The sequence below is a fragment of the Veillonella parvula genome (genome assembly GCF_001553335.1).
GTDB classification, from domain to species: domain Bacteria; phylum Bacillota; class Negativicutes; order Veillonellales; family Veillonellaceae; genus Veillonella; species Veillonella parvula_S.
The window spans coordinates 29,412-48,761 of sequence record NZ_KQ960774.1 but is presented as its reverse complement, the minus strand read 5'-3'; the positions used below and the strand labels follow the sequence as shown (position 1 = coordinate 48,761).

18 protein-coding genes are annotated in these 19,350 nt (G+C 37.2%); 2 read left to right on the top strand and 16 right to left on the bottom strand.

Annotated elements, in window-relative coordinates:
• Positions 1–24 precede the first annotated feature (24 nt).
• The 16 genes from HMPREF1865_RS00360 to polA form a co-directional block, all read right to left on the bottom strand.
• Entirely contained in the window at positions 25–720 is a 696-nt protein-coding gene (locus HMPREF1865_RS00360) for a ComF family protein (protein ID WP_004693022.1), read from the bottom strand.
• On the bottom strand, positions 720–2,873 hold the full coding sequence (gene recD2 / locus HMPREF1865_RS00355; protein ID WP_004693020.1) for an SF1B family DNA helicase RecD2: 2,154 nt from the start codon (positions 2,871–2,873) through the stop codon (positions 720–722). The genes HMPREF1865_RS00360 and recD2 overlap by 1 nt, the downstream gene beginning before the upstream one ends.
• A complete protein-coding gene (locus HMPREF1865_RS00350; RefSeq protein WP_004693019.1) occupies positions 2,873–3,637 on the bottom strand; it encodes a shikimate kinase in 765 nt (254 codons plus the stop codon). Before HMPREF1865_RS00350 ends, recD2 begins: the two co-directional genes overlap by 1 nt.
• 12 nt (positions 3,638–3,649) lie before the next feature.
• Positions 3,650–4,582, bottom strand: coding sequence for a bifunctional riboflavin kinase/FAD synthetase (locus HMPREF1865_RS00345; protein ID WP_004693017.1), 933 nt, complete (start codon positions 4,580–4,582; stop codon positions 3,650–3,652).
• A gap of 2 nt (positions 4,583–4,584) precedes the next feature.
• On the bottom strand, positions 4,585–5,526 hold the full coding sequence (locus HMPREF1865_RS00340) for a tRNA pseudouridine synthase B (protein WP_004693015.1): 942 nt from the start codon (positions 5,524–5,526) through the stop codon (positions 4,585–4,587).
• A gap of 2 nt (positions 5,527–5,528) precedes the next feature.
• Complete coding sequence (locus HMPREF1865_RS00335) at positions 5,529–6,470, bottom strand: DHH family phosphoesterase (RefSeq protein ID WP_004693013.1); 942 nt, start codon at positions 6,468–6,470, stop codon at positions 5,529–5,531.
• A 17-nt stretch (positions 6,471–6,487) separates the two neighbouring features.
• Positions 6,488–6,844, bottom strand: a complete 357-nt coding sequence (gene rbfA / locus HMPREF1865_RS00330; RefSeq protein ID WP_004693011.1) for a 30S ribosome-binding factor RbfA — start codon at positions 6,842–6,844, stop codon at positions 6,488–6,490.
• A 9-nt stretch (positions 6,845–6,853) separates the two neighbouring features.
• Positions 6,854–9,301 carry a translation initiation factor IF-2 gene (infB, locus tag HMPREF1865_RS00325; protein WP_060918827.1) on the bottom strand — a complete coding sequence of 816 codons (2,448 nt, stop codon included), beginning with the start codon at positions 9,299–9,301 and terminating at the stop codon, positions 6,854–6,856.
• Positions 9,302–9,316: 15 nt separating this feature from the next.
• The gene (locus HMPREF1865_RS00320) at positions 9,317–9,622 is read right to left on the bottom strand and encodes a L7Ae/L30e/S12e/Gadd45 family ribosomal protein (RefSeq protein ID WP_004693007.1); all 306 of its coding nucleotides are present in this window, start codon (positions 9,620–9,622) and stop codon (positions 9,317–9,319) included.
• Between the two features lie 12 nt (positions 9,623–9,634).
• The gene (gene rnpM, locus HMPREF1865_RS00315) at positions 9,635–9,904 is read right to left on the bottom strand and encodes an RNase P modulator RnpM (protein WP_060918826.1); all 270 of its coding nucleotides are present in this window, start codon (positions 9,902–9,904) and stop codon (positions 9,635–9,637) included.
• A 2-nt stretch (positions 9,905–9,906) separates the two neighbouring features.
• Positions 9,907–10,983, bottom strand: coding sequence for a transcription termination factor NusA (nusA, locus tag HMPREF1865_RS00310; protein ID WP_004693004.1), 1,077 nt, complete (start codon positions 10,981–10,983; stop codon positions 9,907–9,909).
• A gap of 17 nt (positions 10,984–11,000) precedes the next feature.
• Entirely contained in the window at positions 11,001–11,459 is a 459-nt protein-coding gene (locus HMPREF1865_RS00305) for a ribosome maturation factor RimP (RefSeq protein ID WP_004693003.1), read from the bottom strand.
• Between the two features lie 262 nt (positions 11,460–11,721).
• The gene (locus HMPREF1865_RS00300) at positions 11,722–12,417 is read right to left on the bottom strand and encodes a hypothetical protein (RefSeq protein ID WP_004693002.1); all 696 of its coding nucleotides are present in this window, start codon (positions 12,415–12,417) and stop codon (positions 11,722–11,724) included.
• Complete coding sequence (locus HMPREF1865_RS00295) at positions 12,401–12,955, bottom strand: lytic transglycosylase domain-containing protein (RefSeq protein WP_004693001.1); 555 nt, start codon at positions 12,953–12,955, stop codon at positions 12,401–12,403. Before HMPREF1865_RS00295 ends, HMPREF1865_RS00300 begins: the two co-directional genes overlap by 17 nt.
• Before the next feature lie 161 nt (positions 12,956–13,116).
• Positions 13,117–13,719: a dephospho-CoA kinase gene (gene coaE, locus HMPREF1865_RS00290; RefSeq protein ID WP_060918825.1), complete on the bottom strand. Its 603-nt coding sequence runs from the start codon at positions 13,717–13,719 to the stop codon at positions 13,117–13,119.
• A gap of 29 nt (positions 13,720–13,748) precedes the next feature.
• Positions 13,749–16,370: a DNA polymerase I gene (gene polA, locus HMPREF1865_RS00285; protein WP_060918824.1), complete on the bottom strand. Its 2,622-nt coding sequence runs from the start codon at positions 16,368–16,370 to the stop codon at positions 13,749–13,751.
• A 267-nt stretch (positions 16,371–16,637) separates the two neighbouring features.
• Here polA and rpsT point away from each other — a divergent pair, with 267 nt between their 5' ends.
• Together rpsT and HMPREF1865_RS00275 are read left to right on the top strand one after the other, a co-directional pair.
• On the top strand, positions 16,638–16,898 hold the full coding sequence (rpsT, locus tag HMPREF1865_RS00280) for a 30S ribosomal protein S20 (RefSeq protein WP_004692998.1): 261 nt from the start codon (positions 16,638–16,640) through the stop codon (positions 16,896–16,898).
• A gap of 145 nt (positions 16,899–17,043) precedes the next feature.
• Entirely contained in the window at positions 17,044–19,248 is a 2,205-nt protein-coding gene (locus HMPREF1865_RS00275; RefSeq protein ID WP_008713789.1) for an RNA ligase, read from the top strand.
• Positions 19,249–19,350: the final 102 nt, after the last annotated feature.

Here is a 19,350-nt window from a genome sequence, read left to right as displayed (position 1 = left end):
TATTCCTACATTTAGTAATAAAGATTAGAAACTACCACTAGCCAGCGTAAGGGCATCAATGCGTAGCGCTTTATGCTTTTGTAAGACTTTTGCTACAGCTTCAATTGTGGCACCTGTAGTATATATATCATCAACAATTAATATATTCTTATTGGTAAAATCAATATCCTTATAATCAGCACATATAACAAAGGCATCATCAATATTTTGATGTCTTTCTTTATTTGTTAATCCCCACATATCTCGAGAAGTATCAAACTTGTATATACAATCTAACCATTTAAAGTTTTTTCTATCTATCTCCCATAAAGAATGAGCCCATTCAAGAAAGAATAAATCTACTTGATTATATCCTCTCTTAGCTTTTTTCTTTTCGCTAGATGGTACAGGAACAATATAATCATACATAATTTTACAATTACTATTCACAATATTAGACTCATTATATTTCATGTAAAAGTTGTACGATACTAAAAAAGGAGCGGCCCCTTTGGACTGCTCCTTTTTTTCATTAAATTTTACATCGTAAATCATAGACTTTAGACCACCACGATATTCGGCCAACACACATACATCATCTACATAGTGTAAAAATTTATGTGGTACATGACGAATATGTAATAAATCTGTAAAACAAGCTTTACACCAATCCCCTTGTGTTGCCACAGGTGCACCACAGTGAGGGCATACAGGTGGAAATAGGAAATCCCAAAGACTCATTACGAATCACATCTCCCTTGTAGTCGTTCTTTAAACAATGTGTAACGTTCATCGGCATTAACAGTACGCACAGCACGTTCAACTGCGCTCGTAGTACCAACGATGATTACTTTACGCTTTGCCCGTGTAACAGCAGTATACAACAAATTACGTTGTAACATACCACCATAACGTGGAACAAATGGAATAATAACTACACCATACTCACTACCTTGACTCTTATGGACCGTAATAGCATAAGCAGGCATAATCATATGTGCTTCATCGATAGGTAGACGAACCTCTTTATGGATAAATCGGATACAAATATCGGTCCGCGTAATAGCATAGATAACGCCAATTTCGCCATTAAACACTTCTAACTCATAATCATTGAGAATTTGAATAACCTTATCCCCAACGCGATACGTAATGCCATTGACACGAACTTCTCCCTTATAGCTATCTGGAGGGTTTACGGCTTGTTGTACATATTGTGATATCAATGTACTACCTGCTTCACCACGGCGCATAGGAGAAATAATTTGAATATCTAATTCATCCTCTATCGTCTCTTGTTCACGTTTATATACATCAATGATGGCTTTCATCATCATGTCATAAGATTTAACAGGAATAAAAGAAAACTCTTCGCTCACACCTTCCAGGTTAGGCATTTCACCACGGTTAATTGCGTAAGCACTTTCAACGATAGTATTACCAGAGCTTTGACGATAAATCTGATTAAGTCGTGTATAGGGCACACAATCACTATCTAATAAATCTTTTAATACGAACCCAGCACCTATAGGTGGTAATTGATCTACGTCACCCACAATAATGACATGGGCTTCCTTTGGAATAGCAGCCATCAAAGAATAGAATAAACGCACATTAAGCATAGATGCTTCATCGATGATAATGACATCTATATCTAGAGGATCATCTTCATTCTTTGTAAAGTCATAGGAGTCACTACCTTGAACAGGTACCAATAGACGATGAATTGTAGTAGCTTCAAACTCAGTGGCCTCGGTCAGACGCTTTGCAGCACGTCCCGTAGGAGCACAAAGTATAATGCGCCCCAATCCACCGAGTTGGAAACCTTTTACTAGTGCCTTGATGATAGTTGTTTTACCTGTACCAGGACCACCAGTTATAAGAGAAAACTTTTCAAAAAATGAGAGCTGTATAGCTTCTTTTTGAGCATCACCAAAGATAATGTAGTTGTCTCGTTCAAACTTTTCAATAAAACTAGAAATATCTAATGCTATTGGATCAGCTTCTAATAGAAACTCACGAGTATAGTGGACACCTTCCACTTCAGAAACATACATCTCTGGCGGATAGATATATAAGATATCTTCATAATACGTACTATACAGTGCACCTTGTTCCAGCAGGCTTTCAATAAAGTTCGCAATATCATCTACATCAGTTTGTAATAAATCGTCAAGTCGACCGATAAGTTGGTCTACTGGTAAACATGTATGACCTTGATTATCTAGACTACGTAGAATCCATTCTAAACCAGCCTCTAAACGGCGTGTATCACTACCATTAATACCAAGATGCTCTGCTAGTGTATCGGCCGTACCAAAAAGCATATCCGGTGCTACACGTAATAATGTATAAGGATTATCCTCTATAACTGCGACAGACTGCACACCATAATAGGTATATACAATACGACTCCATTTCGATGAAATGTGATGACTTTCAAAAAAATGATTTAAATCAGATAAAATACCTTCGCCAAGTAAGGTATTGAATAGCTCATCCTTAACACTCTTTCGGAGACCTGGAACATCTTTAATCTCTTCTGGACGTTCTTCCCGTAAAATTTCTAAAATACGAATACCGAAATATTCTAGTACCTTCTCTACGGATTTTTCACCAAAACCTTTTATTCCTAGATTCAACAAATAAGTCTTGGCAGCACCCATATTATCAGGTTTTAACTTTTCAACACTGCTCGCATCAAATTGGCGGCCGTACTTTTCATGTTCTACATAGCGGCCCCGTACTTCGATGTCTTCCCCTTCTTTAGGAGACTCAAATTTGCCAGTACAAGTAATGTATTCCTCATTATAATCTTTTAGGATAAACACGCAATATGTACGTTGTGTATTCTCATATATAGTTCGGTATACAAATCCTCGTATGGCGTCCATTATTTCTCCGTATTCGGCAAAGCTTCAATAATTTCTTGCACTGCATCGGTAATACTGCCTTCGTTACCAATTTTAATATGTGCTACTTCTTCATATAAAGGATAACGTTCTTCATATACATTAAAAATATATTCGATACTTTCTTTTACAAGCGGACGAATCTCTAGATCCAAATCATCTAAAATATGATTTACATCGCGGTTAACAAATACAACAAGACCATTATTGCGCATCAATTTAACAGTTTTATCATAGGTAACAGTGCCGCCACCTGTAGCAATGACAGATGGTTTATTGTGAATTAATTCTTTGATTGTACTATATTCATATTCACTGAAAGCATCTTTACCATCGTAAATATAAATATTTTGAACGGATTTACCTACCTTGTCTTGAATCGTTTGGTCTAGATCGAAAAAGTCGCGGCCTAACTCTTTTGCTAGAACCTTACCAACAGTAGTTTTACCTGCGCCAGGCATACCAATGAGAAAAATATGCTTATGCATATGCTCCTTTAAGAACTCATTACTCATAGAAACGACGGTTTTTATATAATTTTCAACATAAGGTGCTAAAACTTTATCTTTACAATTTTGAGTATGTAAAGCAATGATACTTTCATCCCGTTCTTCATCAATAAGTGGTAAGTGATGTTCATCCTTATATTTACCAATTTCTTTAATCAGTGTGAGTCGCTTCTCAAACTCCGTAACTAATACAGAATCAATACTATCTATCTGTTTTCGAGCTTCTTTAATATCCATGAGAACCCCCTTTTATGCATTAGCCAAAATAGCTAGAGCCTGTTCTTCATCTACCTTCATTTGATCGATAAGATCTTGTAAATTATTAAATTTAACTTCCCCTCTAATATAAGAAATGAACTGTACAATTACTTCTTTTCCATATATATCTTGGTCAAAGTTAAAAACGTGTACTTCACATCTATGGTACTGATTTCTAAAGGTTGGATTATCTCCAATATTGCCTACCCCATCATACCAAATACCATCAATACATACACGATTAGCATAGACTCCGTCTGGAGGTGTAGCCATTTCATTAGGAAGTAATAGATTTAATGTAGGAAATCCTAATGTGCGTCCCCGTTGATCACCTTTAATCACAGTTCCTTTAAACTGGAATGGCCTACCTAGCCAATGATTTGCATCCTCCAAATGCCCTTCATGAATAGCTTTTCTAATTTCTGTACTAGAAATAGGTGTACTACTACCATCACAAGGTAATAAAGGCTGTACAAGAACTCGTATATTCTTATCCGCTACCACTTGTTTCATATATTCTGGATTACCAAGCCCCTTTGCACCAAATGTAAAGTTCTCACCGATTACAATAGCTTCCACATTCATATCATTGCAGAGTTCATGTAAGAATTCATCTGCAGTCATTTTTAATAATGCTTCAGTCATAGGTAACCGCAAAATATAGTCAACTTTGAGTTCTTCTAGCACAGTATCCATAATCTCTTCTTGAATCACTCGTTTAGGTACTCGTTCTGGATGTAATATAGTCAATGGATGATGCTCGAAGGTAATGATGATACTAACCCCATCGACTGATATAGCCTCTTCAACAGCCTTATGTATAACTCGTTGATGACCTCGATGAATGCCATCAAAGGTACCAAGGGCATATACTTTTGTATCTTTGATTTGACGTAGTTCATCAAACGAATGTAGTTGCTTCATACTTATCCTTCAATAAAAATATTTTTTTCCACTTTTAATGTGTGGTTGTTTCGTTTCATAATACCAATAAAACCATTCGGTCCATAAGCTCTATAGAGCTGACCTATTTCTGTGAAAGCAAATTCTTTACCAATCGGTAACTGCTTGCCTTCTATCATCATTCTTAATTGTACACTATTTACAGTTACTTTTGAAAGATGAGAAACAGCCGTATCTGTTGGCAACAACAGACTTTCACCATGTAGCATCAATTCTTCGGCCATCTTAGCAGAGCCGATATCAAAAGGGCCTACTTGAGTACGTGCCAAAGAAGTCATAGCGCCAGGAATACCTAAAGCAATACAAATATCGCGTAATAACGAGCGAATATAAGTCCCCCCTGAGCATGTCACACGAACCGTGAAAAAAGGGAATCCATAAGCAATGAGCTCAATATTTTTAATATGAATTTGACGTAATGGTAGCTCTACAGGAATACCTTTACGAGCATATTCATAAGCTCGAATACCATTTACTTTAATGGCAGAATACTTAGACGGCCTTTGGTCCTGAACGCCAGCAAATTTTCTCAAAATACTAACCAATTCTTCAAAGCCTGGTTTAACCATCGTTGTCGAGATTTCTGTAGATTGAATAGCTCGATTCAATACAATACCATCTCGCAATAGCATATCATTATCTGGCAATACAGGTTGTCCTGAGCTATCTTCAGTATCTGTAAAAGTACCCAATTTACATTCTGCTACATAGGTTTTATCAAATTCATCCGTGTATTCTATAAGGCGCGTAGCCTTACCAAGAAACACAGGCAATACACCATAAGCCATAGGATCCAATGTACCGCTATGACCAATGCGCTTTTCCTTTAGAATACGACGACAAATAGCAACGGCATCATGGCTTGTAATGCCAGGTGGTTTTAAAAATGGTAATATCCCATCCATTATTAAATTACCTCAATGAGAGCTTGTTTTGCCTCTTCTAATGGTAGATTAATAGTGCAACCTGCAGCACGAATATGACCACCACCACCAAAATGGCTTGCTACAACGTTCACATCAATACCTTTGGAACGTAAACTTACACGTGTTATATCATCAGCTTCTGCTTTTAATAAAATTGCCACGTCTACAGTATCAACATTTCTAATAATATCTACAAAACCATCTGTATCATCGCCAAGAATAGTCATAGCCTCACGATTCAACTCGATGGTAGCAATCGTATCATTCTTGTAAAACTCGATAGTTTGCATAACTTGTTTTGTTAATTCTAAACGACTGGCAGATACGGCTTCTATGGTTTCAGAAATAACATTTGGTCTAGCCCCTGCAGCTACACATTTGGCAGCCATCTCAAGAGTATTTGCTGTAGTATTGCTAAATTTAAAGAAACCACAATCTGTAGCAATCGCCATATATAATGCAGTACCCATAGATTCAGTGATAGGCCAATTCCATTTTGTACATAAGTCGGTAACAATTTCACCAGTAGCAGCAAAGTCAGGCTTTAAATATAGATGGTCCGCGAATTCTGTATTAGAAATATGGTGATCTATATTAAAAATAGGTGCACTCCAAAGTGCACCTACTTTGCCAATTCGCTCATACGTGCTAGCATCCAAAACCATAAGCATATCAATATCAACTGGATTAGTTTCAAAATACGCTACATCATGAATGTGGTCCGTATATCGTAAGAATGTGTACTTCTCAGGAACTACATCATCCACTACCATATATACAGTTTTACCTTGTCCTACAAGGGCTTCGTAAAAGGCTACCATGGACCCAATAGCATCACCATCAGGTCTAATATGGACGGTTAGCATAATAGAATTAGCTTCACACAGAGCCATATGTAATTGATTAATAGTAATCTTACTCATGTTCTGTATCCTTTTTGTTAATTTATTTCTTCATCCTTTTTGATTTCATTCAAAAGGGATTCAATATGCATGCTATAGTCTAAAGACGTATCCTTATCAAAGGTGATGGAAGGAATATGGCGTAATTTAAGTACTTTACCAAGCTCTGTACGAATATGACCTGCTGCATGCTTTAATGCGATAAGGGTATCTTCTTTTTCCTTATCGGAACCAAACAAGGAGACATAAATCGTAGCTTCACGTAAATCACCTGTTACATGAACATCGGTAATAGTAGTGAAGCCGATACGCGGATCTTTCAATCCGCGCATCAACATTTGACTTACCTCTTGTTTGATAAATTCTTGTAATTTTCTGACACGAACATCACTCATATAAACCTCCTATAATTGAGGTGCAATTTCTTCCATCAAGTAAGCTTCAATAACGTCGCCTTCCTTGATGTCGCGGTATCCTTCTAAGGAGATACCACATTCAAAGGATGTTTTAACTTCCTTAACTTCATCTTTAAATCGACGTAAAGAATCAACCTTACCTTCAAATACAACGATGCCGTCACGAATTAAACGAACTTCAGAGTCGTTAGTAATACGACCTTCTGTTACATAAGAGCCAGCTACAATAGCCTTTGGTGTGGAAATAACCTGACGCACTTCTGCACGACCTACGACAACCTCTTTAAATTGAGGCGCCAACATACCGCGCATAGCAGATTCAACGTCATTGATAGCATCATAAATTACACGATATGTACGCAAGTCAACCTTTTCTTGTTCCGCTGCACGTCGAACATTAGCATCAGGGCGTACATTAAAGCCCATTACAATCGCATTAGATGCAGATGCCAACATGATATCCGATTCATTAATGGCACCTACTGCAGCATGAACAATAACAATACGAACCTCAGGGTTTTTGATGCCTTCTAAAGATTGACGCAATGCTTCTACAGAACCTTGAACATCGGCTTTGATGATAATATTAAGATCCTTCAACTCGCCTTGTTGAATTTGGTTGAAAATATCATCTAATGTAACTTTATGTGTAGCTTGCAATTCTTGAACCCGTTGCTTAGCAATACGTTTTTCAGCAATTGCACGTGCTTCGTTGTCATCCATACCATTTATAATTTCACCGGCTTGTGGAACTTCGGAGAAGCCCAAAATTTCTACCGGCATAGACGGACGAGCAACTTTTACTTTTTCACCGCGCTCATTTGTCATGGCACGTACTTTACCGTATGCAGTACCAGCAAGTACTGTATCACCTACACGAAGAGAACCTTTTTGTACCAAGACAGTACATACAGCACCACGACCTTTATCAAGTTGAGCCTCGATAACTACGCCATATGCCTTACGGTTAGGGTTCGCTTTCAATTCCATAACCTCTGCTACAAGCAAAATATTTTCAAGTAAGTCATCAATACCTTGTTTTTGTTTAGCAGATACAGGAACCATGATGACATCGCCGCCCCATTCTTCTGGTAAAAGACCATGTTCAGACAATTGTTGTTTAACATGGTCTGGGTTAGCACCTGGTTTATCCATTTTGTTGATGGCTACAATAATAGGTACATCTGCAGACTTCGCATGATTAATGGCCTCGATAGTTTGTGGCATTACTCCATCGTCAGCAGCTACTACGAGAACTGCGATATCTGTAGATTTTGCACCACGTAAACGCATAGCAGTAAACGCTTCATGACCAGGTGTGTCAAGGAATGTGATTTTATTATCCTTGTAGCGAACTTGGTACGCACCGATATGTTGAGTGATACCACCAGCTTCGCCAGCTGTTACATTAGTTTGACGAATTACGTCCAACAAAGATGTTTTACCATGGTCAACGTGACCCATAATAGTTACTACAGGAGGACGTGGTTTTAACGTTTCTGGTGCATCTTCAATTTCGATAACATCTGTAGGATCTTCTTCTGGTTCTACTTCAGTTACAGTTACACCGAACTCTTCAGCTACAATAGTAGCTGTATCTACATCAACCTCTTGGTTAATGCTGGCCATAACACCTAAAAGCATCAATTTCTTGATGATTTCAGATACTTCACGACCCATTTTTTCAGCTAATTCTTTAACAGTTAAAGGACCGCTCAATTCAATTTCTGTAGCAATTGCTGCTTCAGCTTTACGTTCAGCTTCTGCTTTTTGCTGTAAGTACTGCTCGTTACGATGTTTTACGCGATTCTTCTTTTTTTGCATAGATGTAGATAACAAGGATTGAGGGCGGTTATTGCCACCTTTTTTATTTTTCTTGTTACGGCGATCATTATTAGAATTGCGGTTGTCGTTATTACGATTATCGTTGTTGCGATTATCATTATTACGCGCATCATTAGAACGAACGTTATTACGGTTATCATTATTGCGGGTATTATTAGGGCGATTGTTAGCGCGGTCTCCACCATGTTGGTTACCATCGGATTTGCGTGTAGGCTCAGAGATTTGTACATGACGTACATTGCCTTTTTTATGGTCCTTTTGTTTAGATTGATCGTCTTGTTTTTGACCAGATTGTTTATGTTTATCTTTTTTCTGTTCGTTAGAACGATTTGGATGTTGTTTATGTGACGCAACTTCTTGTTTATGAGCTGCAGGAGCAGACTTTTGTTCTACCTTTTTTTCTATTTTTTGTGCTACTTTAGGAGCTTCAGATTTTTTACCTAATTGTTTTTTTACAATTTCATAACCTGAATCATCTACAGAATTAACTGCTTTCGTAACATTGATATTATTTTGTTGCAAGATAGAAATGACCTGCTTACTTTCTACGCCGAACTCTTTGGCGATTTCATGAACGCGCTTTTTGGACATCTACATACCCCCTTATTATCGATCAATCTCTTTAAGTAATGCCTTTGCAAATCCATCATCTAGTACGGCAACTACTACCCTAACTTCCTTACCAATGGCCGTTCCTAAAGCCTCTTTATTGGCAATACTGTGAAGTGGAATGTGATGGGTTTCTGCTAATTGAGTATATTTCTTTTCATTATTGGCTGCACAGTCACCAGCGAGAAGTACCAATTTCGGTTCCTTTCTCTTTATAGCTTTTTCTACGATAAAATCACCAGAAATAACTTTTCCTGCTCGTTGTGCTAAGCCTAAGAGATTCAAAATTTTATCTTCATTCATGTATATCAGTGATTACTCATTCTCTTGTAAATCACGTTGTAATGCTTCGTATATCTCTTTAGATACACTATGTTTTAATGATCGTTCTAATCGTTTTGCCTTATAAGCCTGCTCAAAACACGACATAGACTCACATAAATAAGCTCCACGTCCTGGTGCTTTACCGCTGCGATCAAGAGTGATATTGCCGTCTGGACTCAAGGCTACGCGAATCAACTCTCGTTTTGCCTTAGGTTCACCACATCCTACGCAAGTACGCATAGGTTGGGATTTTGGTTTCATGACTATTCACCATCCTCAGCATTGCCAAAACCTGTGAAAGGTTCTTCAGCAGCTTGAGTTTCGCTTTTAATATCAATTTTCCAGTTAGTCAACTTAGCAGCTAAACGAGCATTTTGACCAGCCTTACCAATAGCTAAAGATAATTGATAATCAGGTACGACTACATAAGAAGCTTTTTCTTCTTCGCTTACATCTACCGATACAACCTTCGCAGGGCTTAAGGAGTTAGCAATATAAATTGCTGGATCTTCATCCCATTTAACAATGTCTATTTTTTCATCGTGTAATTCATCAACAATATGTTGTACACGTTGCCCTTTAGGACCTACGCAAGCACCTACAGGATCAATATTTTCATCACGACTATATACGGCGATTTTAGAACGCATCCCCGGTTCACGAGCTACAGACTTAAGCTCTACTACACCTTCAAAGATTTCTGGAACCTCTAATTCAAATAGACGTTTTAATAGACCTGGATGTGTACGAGAAATCATAATTTGAGGGCCTTTCGTAGTTTTCTTAACCTCTACGATATAGCATTTAATACGATCCCCTTCACGGTATGTTTCAGTAGCAATTTGCTCTGTTGGAGGTAAAATTGCTTCTGTTTTACCAAGGTCGATAAACACATTTTTACCTTCGACACGTGTAATAACACCAGTGATGATATCACCTTCACGACTGTAGTATTCCTCATATACTACACTGCGCTCAGCCTCTTTCAAACGTTGAATAAGCATTTGTTTTGCAGTATGGGCAGCACTACGACCAAAGTTAGCAGGAGTTACATCGACTTCTACTACATCACCAATCTCAAAACGCTTATCTTTTTTGCGAGCATCCAACAAGCTAATTTCTGTTTCAGGCAATTCAACAGTTTCCACAACTTGTTTTTTGGCCATTACTTTATAAACACCTGTTTCGCGGTCAATCACAACGTACGCATCTGGATTAGATGTTGGTTCTTTGCGATATGCTTGCAGTAATGCAGCCTCTAAGGATTCAAAAATAACCTCAGGAGCAAAACCTTTTTGTTTTGTAAGCACCATTACCGCTTGAATTAATTCTTGACTCACTCGTATGCCTCCATATATTAAAAATCAAGATGTAATCGAATTTGTGCAATAGCAGAACGTTCAAATGTTATGCTTTCACCATTAATAGTAAAGTCGATAGATGTGTCCGTAAAACCTTGTAATGCACCAGTAAATTGTTTACTGCCATTAACAGGCTTAAACAACTGAATATCTACATCACGGCCATTATACCGAACTAAATCCTTATCTTTCTTTAGAACTCGATCAAGGCCAGGAGAAGATACCTCCAATAAATAATTTTCCGTAATTGGATCCTTTTCGTCGAGGACAGCACTTAATTTTTCGCTCACCAACTGACAGTCATCCAAATCTACACCACCTGGTTTATCAAGGTAGACACGTAAATACCAATCCCGTTCACGTACATAGTCTACATCGACGAGTTCCATATCGGTGCCGGCTATAATACCTTCAACTACAGAGGATACAAACTCCTCCACTGCTTCTCTTTTCATAGCCATCGCCTCCTTACTTACTACATCTTGTATATATCTCTTGATTCTAAATACTCTAAAATTGAGCTAATCATAAATGAAAGAGTGGACATAAGCCCACTCTTTTAAAAGATTATATAAAAGTCATATATAGTATATCACATTTGCTGTGTATATACAAATTCTACGCTTTTGAATGGGTATTAAAGAAACCAATCCCACATAAGTCATTCTATAAAAACAAAAAATGACAAAAAATAGCATAGTTAAATCTATCCAAACTTTAATCAATGCGCTCATTCAAGCCTTTTAGTATAGCACCTAAATGCTCACGCAATAGCACTGCTAAATCATCTAGATTTTTTGCATCTAAATGATGGTCGATTTCTGGATAGCTTTTATAGCGAAGTTCCGCAAAGTATTCATCACGCAATTCATTATAATACAATAGTAAGCCTGTACACTCATCCATCTTGTGGTATTCGCCGATGATAAAAGACCCATTAATCATGCGAATCGCATGGGCTGGATCAATATCGCGTACAAAACCTTCTAACTCCTCAGGCATAACTTGTGAGAAGTCCCATTCAGGAATCCCTCGGCGACGATAAGTAAAAGTAAAATTATTAGCAGGTTCTATTAACATATTGGTTAACCCTTTTACACATCGTTCTTGTAGCCCTGTCCAAAAAGACTCTAAATCGGCTCGCACAAAAGAAATGTCCACAAAGGAAAATAGTGGCATTTCTATATGTACTGTATAGTCCTCTACCTCTTTATCATATAAGGCAGACCAACGCCACCCCAATTCATTTTGATAGTGGAAAATAGGCACCTTTAATACGTCTTCACCAGCACTAATACGATTAGCTAATATTGTATAGTCACTTTCAGTAGATGTAACTAACGTAAAGCCGTCAACAGTTTGAGGTAACCAAGAATAGTCTAAGGCTTTACAAGCTTCAATAATTGTTTCCATATAACGCCTCATATCTTTCTTGATACTGTAAGACCGCCTTTACATAGCTACGGGTCTCAGGGAACGGAATCGTATCGACCATTCCATTCCAGTTATTTTCACGAAGCCACGATTCCACATGACCACGACCAGCATTGTAAGCAGCTAATGCTAACACCTGATCACCATTAAATTCCTTTAACAAGTGACCTAAATACCATGTACCTAACTCAATATTTATAGTAGGCTCTTTAAGTTGACGATCTGTATAGTTACCATGCCCCACTTGCTGTGCCACCCAACGAGCCGTATCTGGCATGAGTTGCATCAATCCAAGAGCCCCCGTTTCAGACTCCGCTGTGTTTTTATACTTGCTTTCTGCTAAGATAACACTAGCTACCAAAGATGGAGGTACCTGCTCTTTCTCAGCTGCAGCTATAACTTCCTCTTTATAGTTAAAGGGATACGCAATCTGACGCGCCAAATGGTCATCTAGATATGTAAAATAAAACCATCCTAGTACGACACAAGATAGTGCTGTTGCCGTTGCACGTTTCATATATCCCCCTTTCTATATAGAAACTATACATAGTCACCAAGATATAAAATATAACAAAATACTAGGTTAATATTATACGAAGTTTTATGGGCTTATTATACCATTTAATAGTAATTTTTATATACCAATTTTGACACATAAAATGACTATCATTGAGGTTCTTATAAAACTAATTCGATGCGCTCATCCCAAATGTTATCTAATTGTTCCCTTAAATTTAAAGGTGTACCATTATTGTCAATAATTACATCCGCGTAAGACCGTTTATCCTCAAGACACATTTGACTATTAATACGAGCCAATGCCTCCTCCTCAGTCAATCCATTGCGGCTCATTAAGCGCTCAATTTGAGTCGACTCATTCACATATACGAGCCACACCTCGTCCATCATGGTATACCATTCTCCCTCGATAAGTAAAGGGATATCATATAGTAAAACTGGTGTATGTAGCTCCTCATAATGAGCTGTAAGTTCCATAATTCGATTTTGAATATGCTCCTTTAAACAACCATTCAATTGTTGGCGCTTTTTTGCATTATGAAAGACAATAGCTCCTAATGCTTCTCGGTTTAATGTCCCATCATCGCGCAATACATCGGTTCCAAATGCATCTACAACTGCTTCTAAACCCTTTGTACCAGGCTCAACAACTTCACGAGCCACAATATCAGCATCGATATATGGTATACCTTTATCCTTAAAATATGTAAGAACTGTACTTTTGCCCGATGCGATGCCACCAGTTAAGCCAATTTTAAACATATATACCTTCTATTAATTATAAATACATATTACTTTACTAATGCCCAGTTTTCTGCATGGTGTACGTCTACAATAAGAGGCACTTGTAACTCTACAACAGACTGCATTGTACTACGTAGTAACTCTTCTATAGCTTCTAATTCAGAGTTCACCACTTCAAGTACTAGTTCGTCATGCACTTGTAATAAGAGTCGAGACGTAAAGTTTTGTTCTTCTAACTTTTGCTCCACTTGATTCATAGCTAACTTAATGATGTCTGCGGCGGTACCTTGAATTGGCGTATTCATTGCGGTCCGCTCAGCAAAGGAACGACGGTTAAAGTTACGACTATTGATATCAGGTAACTCACGTTGACGACCAAACATAGTGCGAACTTTGCCAGTTTCATGAGCCTCTTGAACCATTCGATCCATATACTCTTTAACCTTAGGATAACGGCTAAAATAAAGATCAATATAGTTTTTAGCTTCACCCCGTGTAATACCAAGGTCACGAGATAAACCAAAGTCAGAAATACCGTAGATAATACCGAAGTTAATAGCCTTCGCATGGGAACGTTCTTCGCTAGTTACCTCATCTTGAGATTTACCAAGCACCTCTGCCGCAGTAAAGCGGTGAATATCCTTACCTTCCACAAAAGCTTTAATCAACGCTTCATCGCCAGACAAATGAGCTAAGATACGCAACTCAATTTGAGAGTAATCGGCACTCACCAATGTATCATATCCAGCACCTGGATAGAATAAAGCGCGAATTTCACGGCCTTTTTCGGTACGAACCGGAATATTTTGCAAGTTCGGATCAGATGAGCTCAAACGACCTGTAGCCGTAACCATTTGATTGAAAGTTGTATGAATACGATGTGTCTTATCATTAATAAGAACTGCCAAACCTTCGCAATAGGTAGATACCAATTTAGCAACAGAACGGTATGCCAAGATTTTTTCAACAATCGGACTTTCGTGACGAAGCATATCCAATACTTCCGCATCTGTAGAATAGCCAGTCTTAGTTTTCTTGATGATTGGCAAGTTCAACTTTTCAAACAAGATTACACCCAATTGTTTAGGTGAATTAATATTAAACGTTTCTCCTGCTAGTTCATAAATCTCTTCTTGTACTTGAGTTAGCTCCTCTTTAAAGCGAGTCGTTGTTTCCGCCAACTTCTCTGTATCGATATAGATACCATTTTTCTCCATCACAACTAAGGTATGAATCAAAGGTAACTCAATTGTCTCATATAAAGACCATAACTCTTCACGGCGCGCAGACTCACAAGCAACTTCATTCATAGCGAGTAATGCTTTCACCATGGACACGCATTCTACGTCTACACTACCGTTAGCAATGCTAGGTACAGAAAAGCGCTCAGTTAGGTATAAATAACCATAATTAGTACGCGTAGGATCTAATAAATACGCAATGAGCGACATATCGTGAACACGAACAGTTTTATCAGCATTAAATAAGGAAATTTCAGCTGGCACATCTGCACCAAAGGCTTCAATAATCTCCTTGGTCTGAGTTGTAACGATGGCTTTGGCACCTTGTAATACAGCTAAAACAGCTTTAGTATCATCTGTTTTTACAATAGTATCTCCATTAGATAGATAAGCATTCGTTACCGTTCTAAATGGAGTTTTACCATCTAATATAACATGTACTGCTACCGTTTTATCTTTATAAAAATCAGCGGTTAATGATTTAGCATCCGCTAAATCATTTAAAGAAATCTCTTCTTGTGGTGCAAATAAAGAACCTGGATCACCAAGAGCTACTTCCTCACACCCCATTACTTGTGCAATGCGAGGTGTTAATTTAGTAAAACCTAAAGTTTCAAATAACGGTTGTACTTCAGAGGCATGAAAGTTTTGTACAAAATCTTCTACTTTATAAGATAACTCCATGTCTGTTTTTATTGTAGCCAACTCACGAGACAAGAAGGCTAACTCTTTATTCTCTACAAGGCGCTCTTTTAATTTCTTACCAGAAATATCTTCAATATGATCATATACAGATTCAAGATTGCCGTATTCGGTAATTAATTTAAGCGCTGTTTTCTCACCTACGCCTGGTACACCTGGAATATTATCGGAAGAGTCACCCATAAGAGCCTTCATTTCGATAACCTTATCAGGACCATAGCCATAAAGTTCTTCCATATTATCTAGAGTAACCTCTAACATATCAGAAATACCTTTTTTAGTTAAGAACACATGGCTATGTTCTGTTACAAGCTGTAAATTATCGCGGTCTCCTGTAATAATTTGAACAGCCATATCAGGGGCTCCAAACTTCTTGCTTAAAGATCCGAGAATATCATCCCCTTCAAAACCTTCTTCTTCGATGACACAAATGCCTAATGCTTTTAATACATCTTGAATTAAACTAAACTGCGGACGTAAATCCTCAGGTGCATCTGGACGATTTCCTTTATACTCGCTATACATTTCTGTTCGGAATGTTTGACGCCCTTTATCAAAAGCTACGGCAATATAGTCAGGATTAATCTCTTCATACAATTTAATGAGCATTGTTAAGAAACCATATACTGCATTCGTTGGCGTTCCCAGAGCGGATTTCAACGGTGGTAATGCAAAAAATGCACGAAATAACAAACTGCTGCCATCTATAATCATTAATTTTTTCATAAGACACCTCACTTAATTCTATTCTTCATTATAACATAAGGACCCTTTTAACTTTCATAAATAAAAATTAATATATTGTTACACTAGAAAATGAGTAAGTAATTTGATTTTAAAAACCACATATATACTTTTGTTAATAAACAGTAGAAAATGTTTTACAAATCATGTCATTAAGGAAAATATTGGGCTGAAAAGTCCTTGCGTATCAATATTTGGTATGATATAATCATTCAGGTATAAGAAACGATTTTTAAGGAGGTGACTCAATTGCCAAACATTAAATCCAGTATTAGAAGCGTAAAAACGGATGCTGAACGTCGTGCGAAAAATGCCGCTGTAAAATCTCAAATTCGTACAGCAGCTCGTAAAACCGTTGAAGCTGTTCAAGCAGGCGCAGTAGAAGAAGCAAAACAAGCACTTGTTCATGCTACTAGCGTAATTGATAAAGCAGCCTCCAAAGGTGTACTTCATAAAAACACTGCAGCTCGCAAAAAATCTAACCTTGCAGCTAAAGTAAACGCTTTATAATTTTAAAAGCAAGCAAGACAGTCTCTCGGTTATCCGTTGAGACTGTTTTTTTATGCCTTTTTTCTATTTAGTCATAAAAAAATTTTTCGTTTGTTATACAGTTATATTTTATTACGCCCTATGGGCAGATTAGAGGACTATTACTATGAGAACACTATTATTAATGCGTGGTGCTCCTGCTAGTGGTAAGTCTCAGTGGATTCGTGACAACAATCTTGAGGCTTACACCCTTGAAGCCGATCATTTCCGTATGCTTTTACGTAGCCCTTCCCTTGGTGAGAACGGCTGGTATATTTCACAAGAGGATAATGGTCCAACATGGAAGCTCCTACTAGATTGTTTAGAAAAACGAATGAGCAATGGCGACTTTGTTGTCTTAGATGCTACTCACACTACCTCTAAAGCTATTAATGCTTACAAAGAATTGCTTAACAAATATAAATATACTGTATATTACTATGAACCTAATACATCCTTAGAGGATTGCTTGGCCCGTAATGCGGCACGCACCGATTACAAACGTGTGCCAGAGCAAGTTATTCATTATATGTACAAAACGATTAAAACAAGCACATTACCAAACTTTTGCAAAAGAATTAACTCTATTGATGAAATTAACAATTACTTCACGGCTAATCTAACAAATAAATATAATCGAGTACGTATTATCGGTGATATTCACGGTTGCTACACCGCATTACAACAAGCTATTACACCATGGGATGAAAAGACATTATACATCTTCTGCGGTGACTATTTAGAACGCGGTATTGAAAACAAAGAAATGATGTACGAAATGATGCGTCTCAGCACATTACCTAATACAATTATGTTAGAAGGTAATCACGAGCGACATATTGCAAACTTTGCATTCCATACAAATTTAGATCGTTCCAAACGCTTTATGAAAGATGTGGTAGCACCTATCGTAAAAGATATGACGAAAAAAGAAGTAGAATCACTCCAACGAGAACTACGACTCTTTTATAAATCACTTCGTCAATGTTATCCATTCAGCTTCCATGGCAAAAAATATTTAGTTTCCCATGGTGGCCTCTCCTATGTACCTAATATGACCTTCATAGCCACCTCAACATTTATTAATGGTTTTGGAGCTTACGAAACAAATATCGCTAATATTTACGATACTAATTACGAACAAGGCATGTGTCAGGACTTCATTCAAATTCACGGTCATCGTGGTGTTCCAGATGGAAAGTACTCCTTCTGTTTGGAAGGAGAAGTAGAATTTGGTGGAGAACTAAAATACATCGATATCACTGCAAATACTTTCACAAAAAATGGAATAAAAAACGATGTATATGATAAAGATTATATGCGCCATGAATTCCAAAATATGACACAACACATCATCTTCACACAAAATGAAGATATTAATATTATTGGCAATTCAAAATTAGTAAAAGTAAAACAGTGTTTCCCTAACCTATATTCCTTGAACTTTACCTCTCGTGTATTCCATAAGCGATTATGGAATGAAAGTACAGTACACGCTCGTGGATTATTTGTGGATCGAATTACAGGAGATGTGAAATTACGTAGTTATAATAAATTCTTTAATCTTGGTGAACGCCCAGAAACAGAGTTAGATAATCTAGCTAATACTCTTTCTTTCCCAGTTGAAATTAGAACTAAAGAAAATGGTTACCTTGCTATTCTTGGCGTTATCAACGAAGAATTAGTATTTGCCTCTAAATCTACAACAGAGGGTATACATGTGGATTTATTTAAAAAACTATTCCATAGATTACCTGAAAATCTACAAGCAAAAATCAAAGATTTATTAGCACGTAATAACTGCTCCATGATATTTGAAGTCATCAGTCAAGAGGATACTCATATCATTAAATACGACCAAGACCATCTCTATGTGCTTGATATGATTCAAAATACTCTAGACGTAAATGGTAAGCATATAGATGTCCCATTCTCTAGAGAAAAATTAGCTGAACTATATACAATTTTACAAAAATATGACACTGACTTGATTTCCATTGTTAAAACAGTTCAACAAATTTCTACCATGGATGAGCTCCAAGACATTATAAATGAGGAACTAAATTCATGCCATGAATCTGAAGGCTTTGTATTAGTCGATAGCAATGGTTTTATGACTAAATTCAAAGGGCCTTATTATAATATGTGGAAACACAGACGAAATCGCATTCTAGAACCGTATCAAAAATTTGGTAAAATTCCATATGAAAACTGTAAAAATGAAGATGACACTAAATTTGCAAACTTCCTTGGTTCATTAGATTATGATGTAGTATGTAAATCTACCATACTTGATATTAAAGATATGATGGAAAGTCAAGGCTTGTTATAGTTAAATAAACTCATCCTGTTTTAAGGATAAAAGCAAAAGGGACTATAACCAAATAGTCCCTTACTACTAAAAATAGCTATTAGTTGATTATATATAATCAAC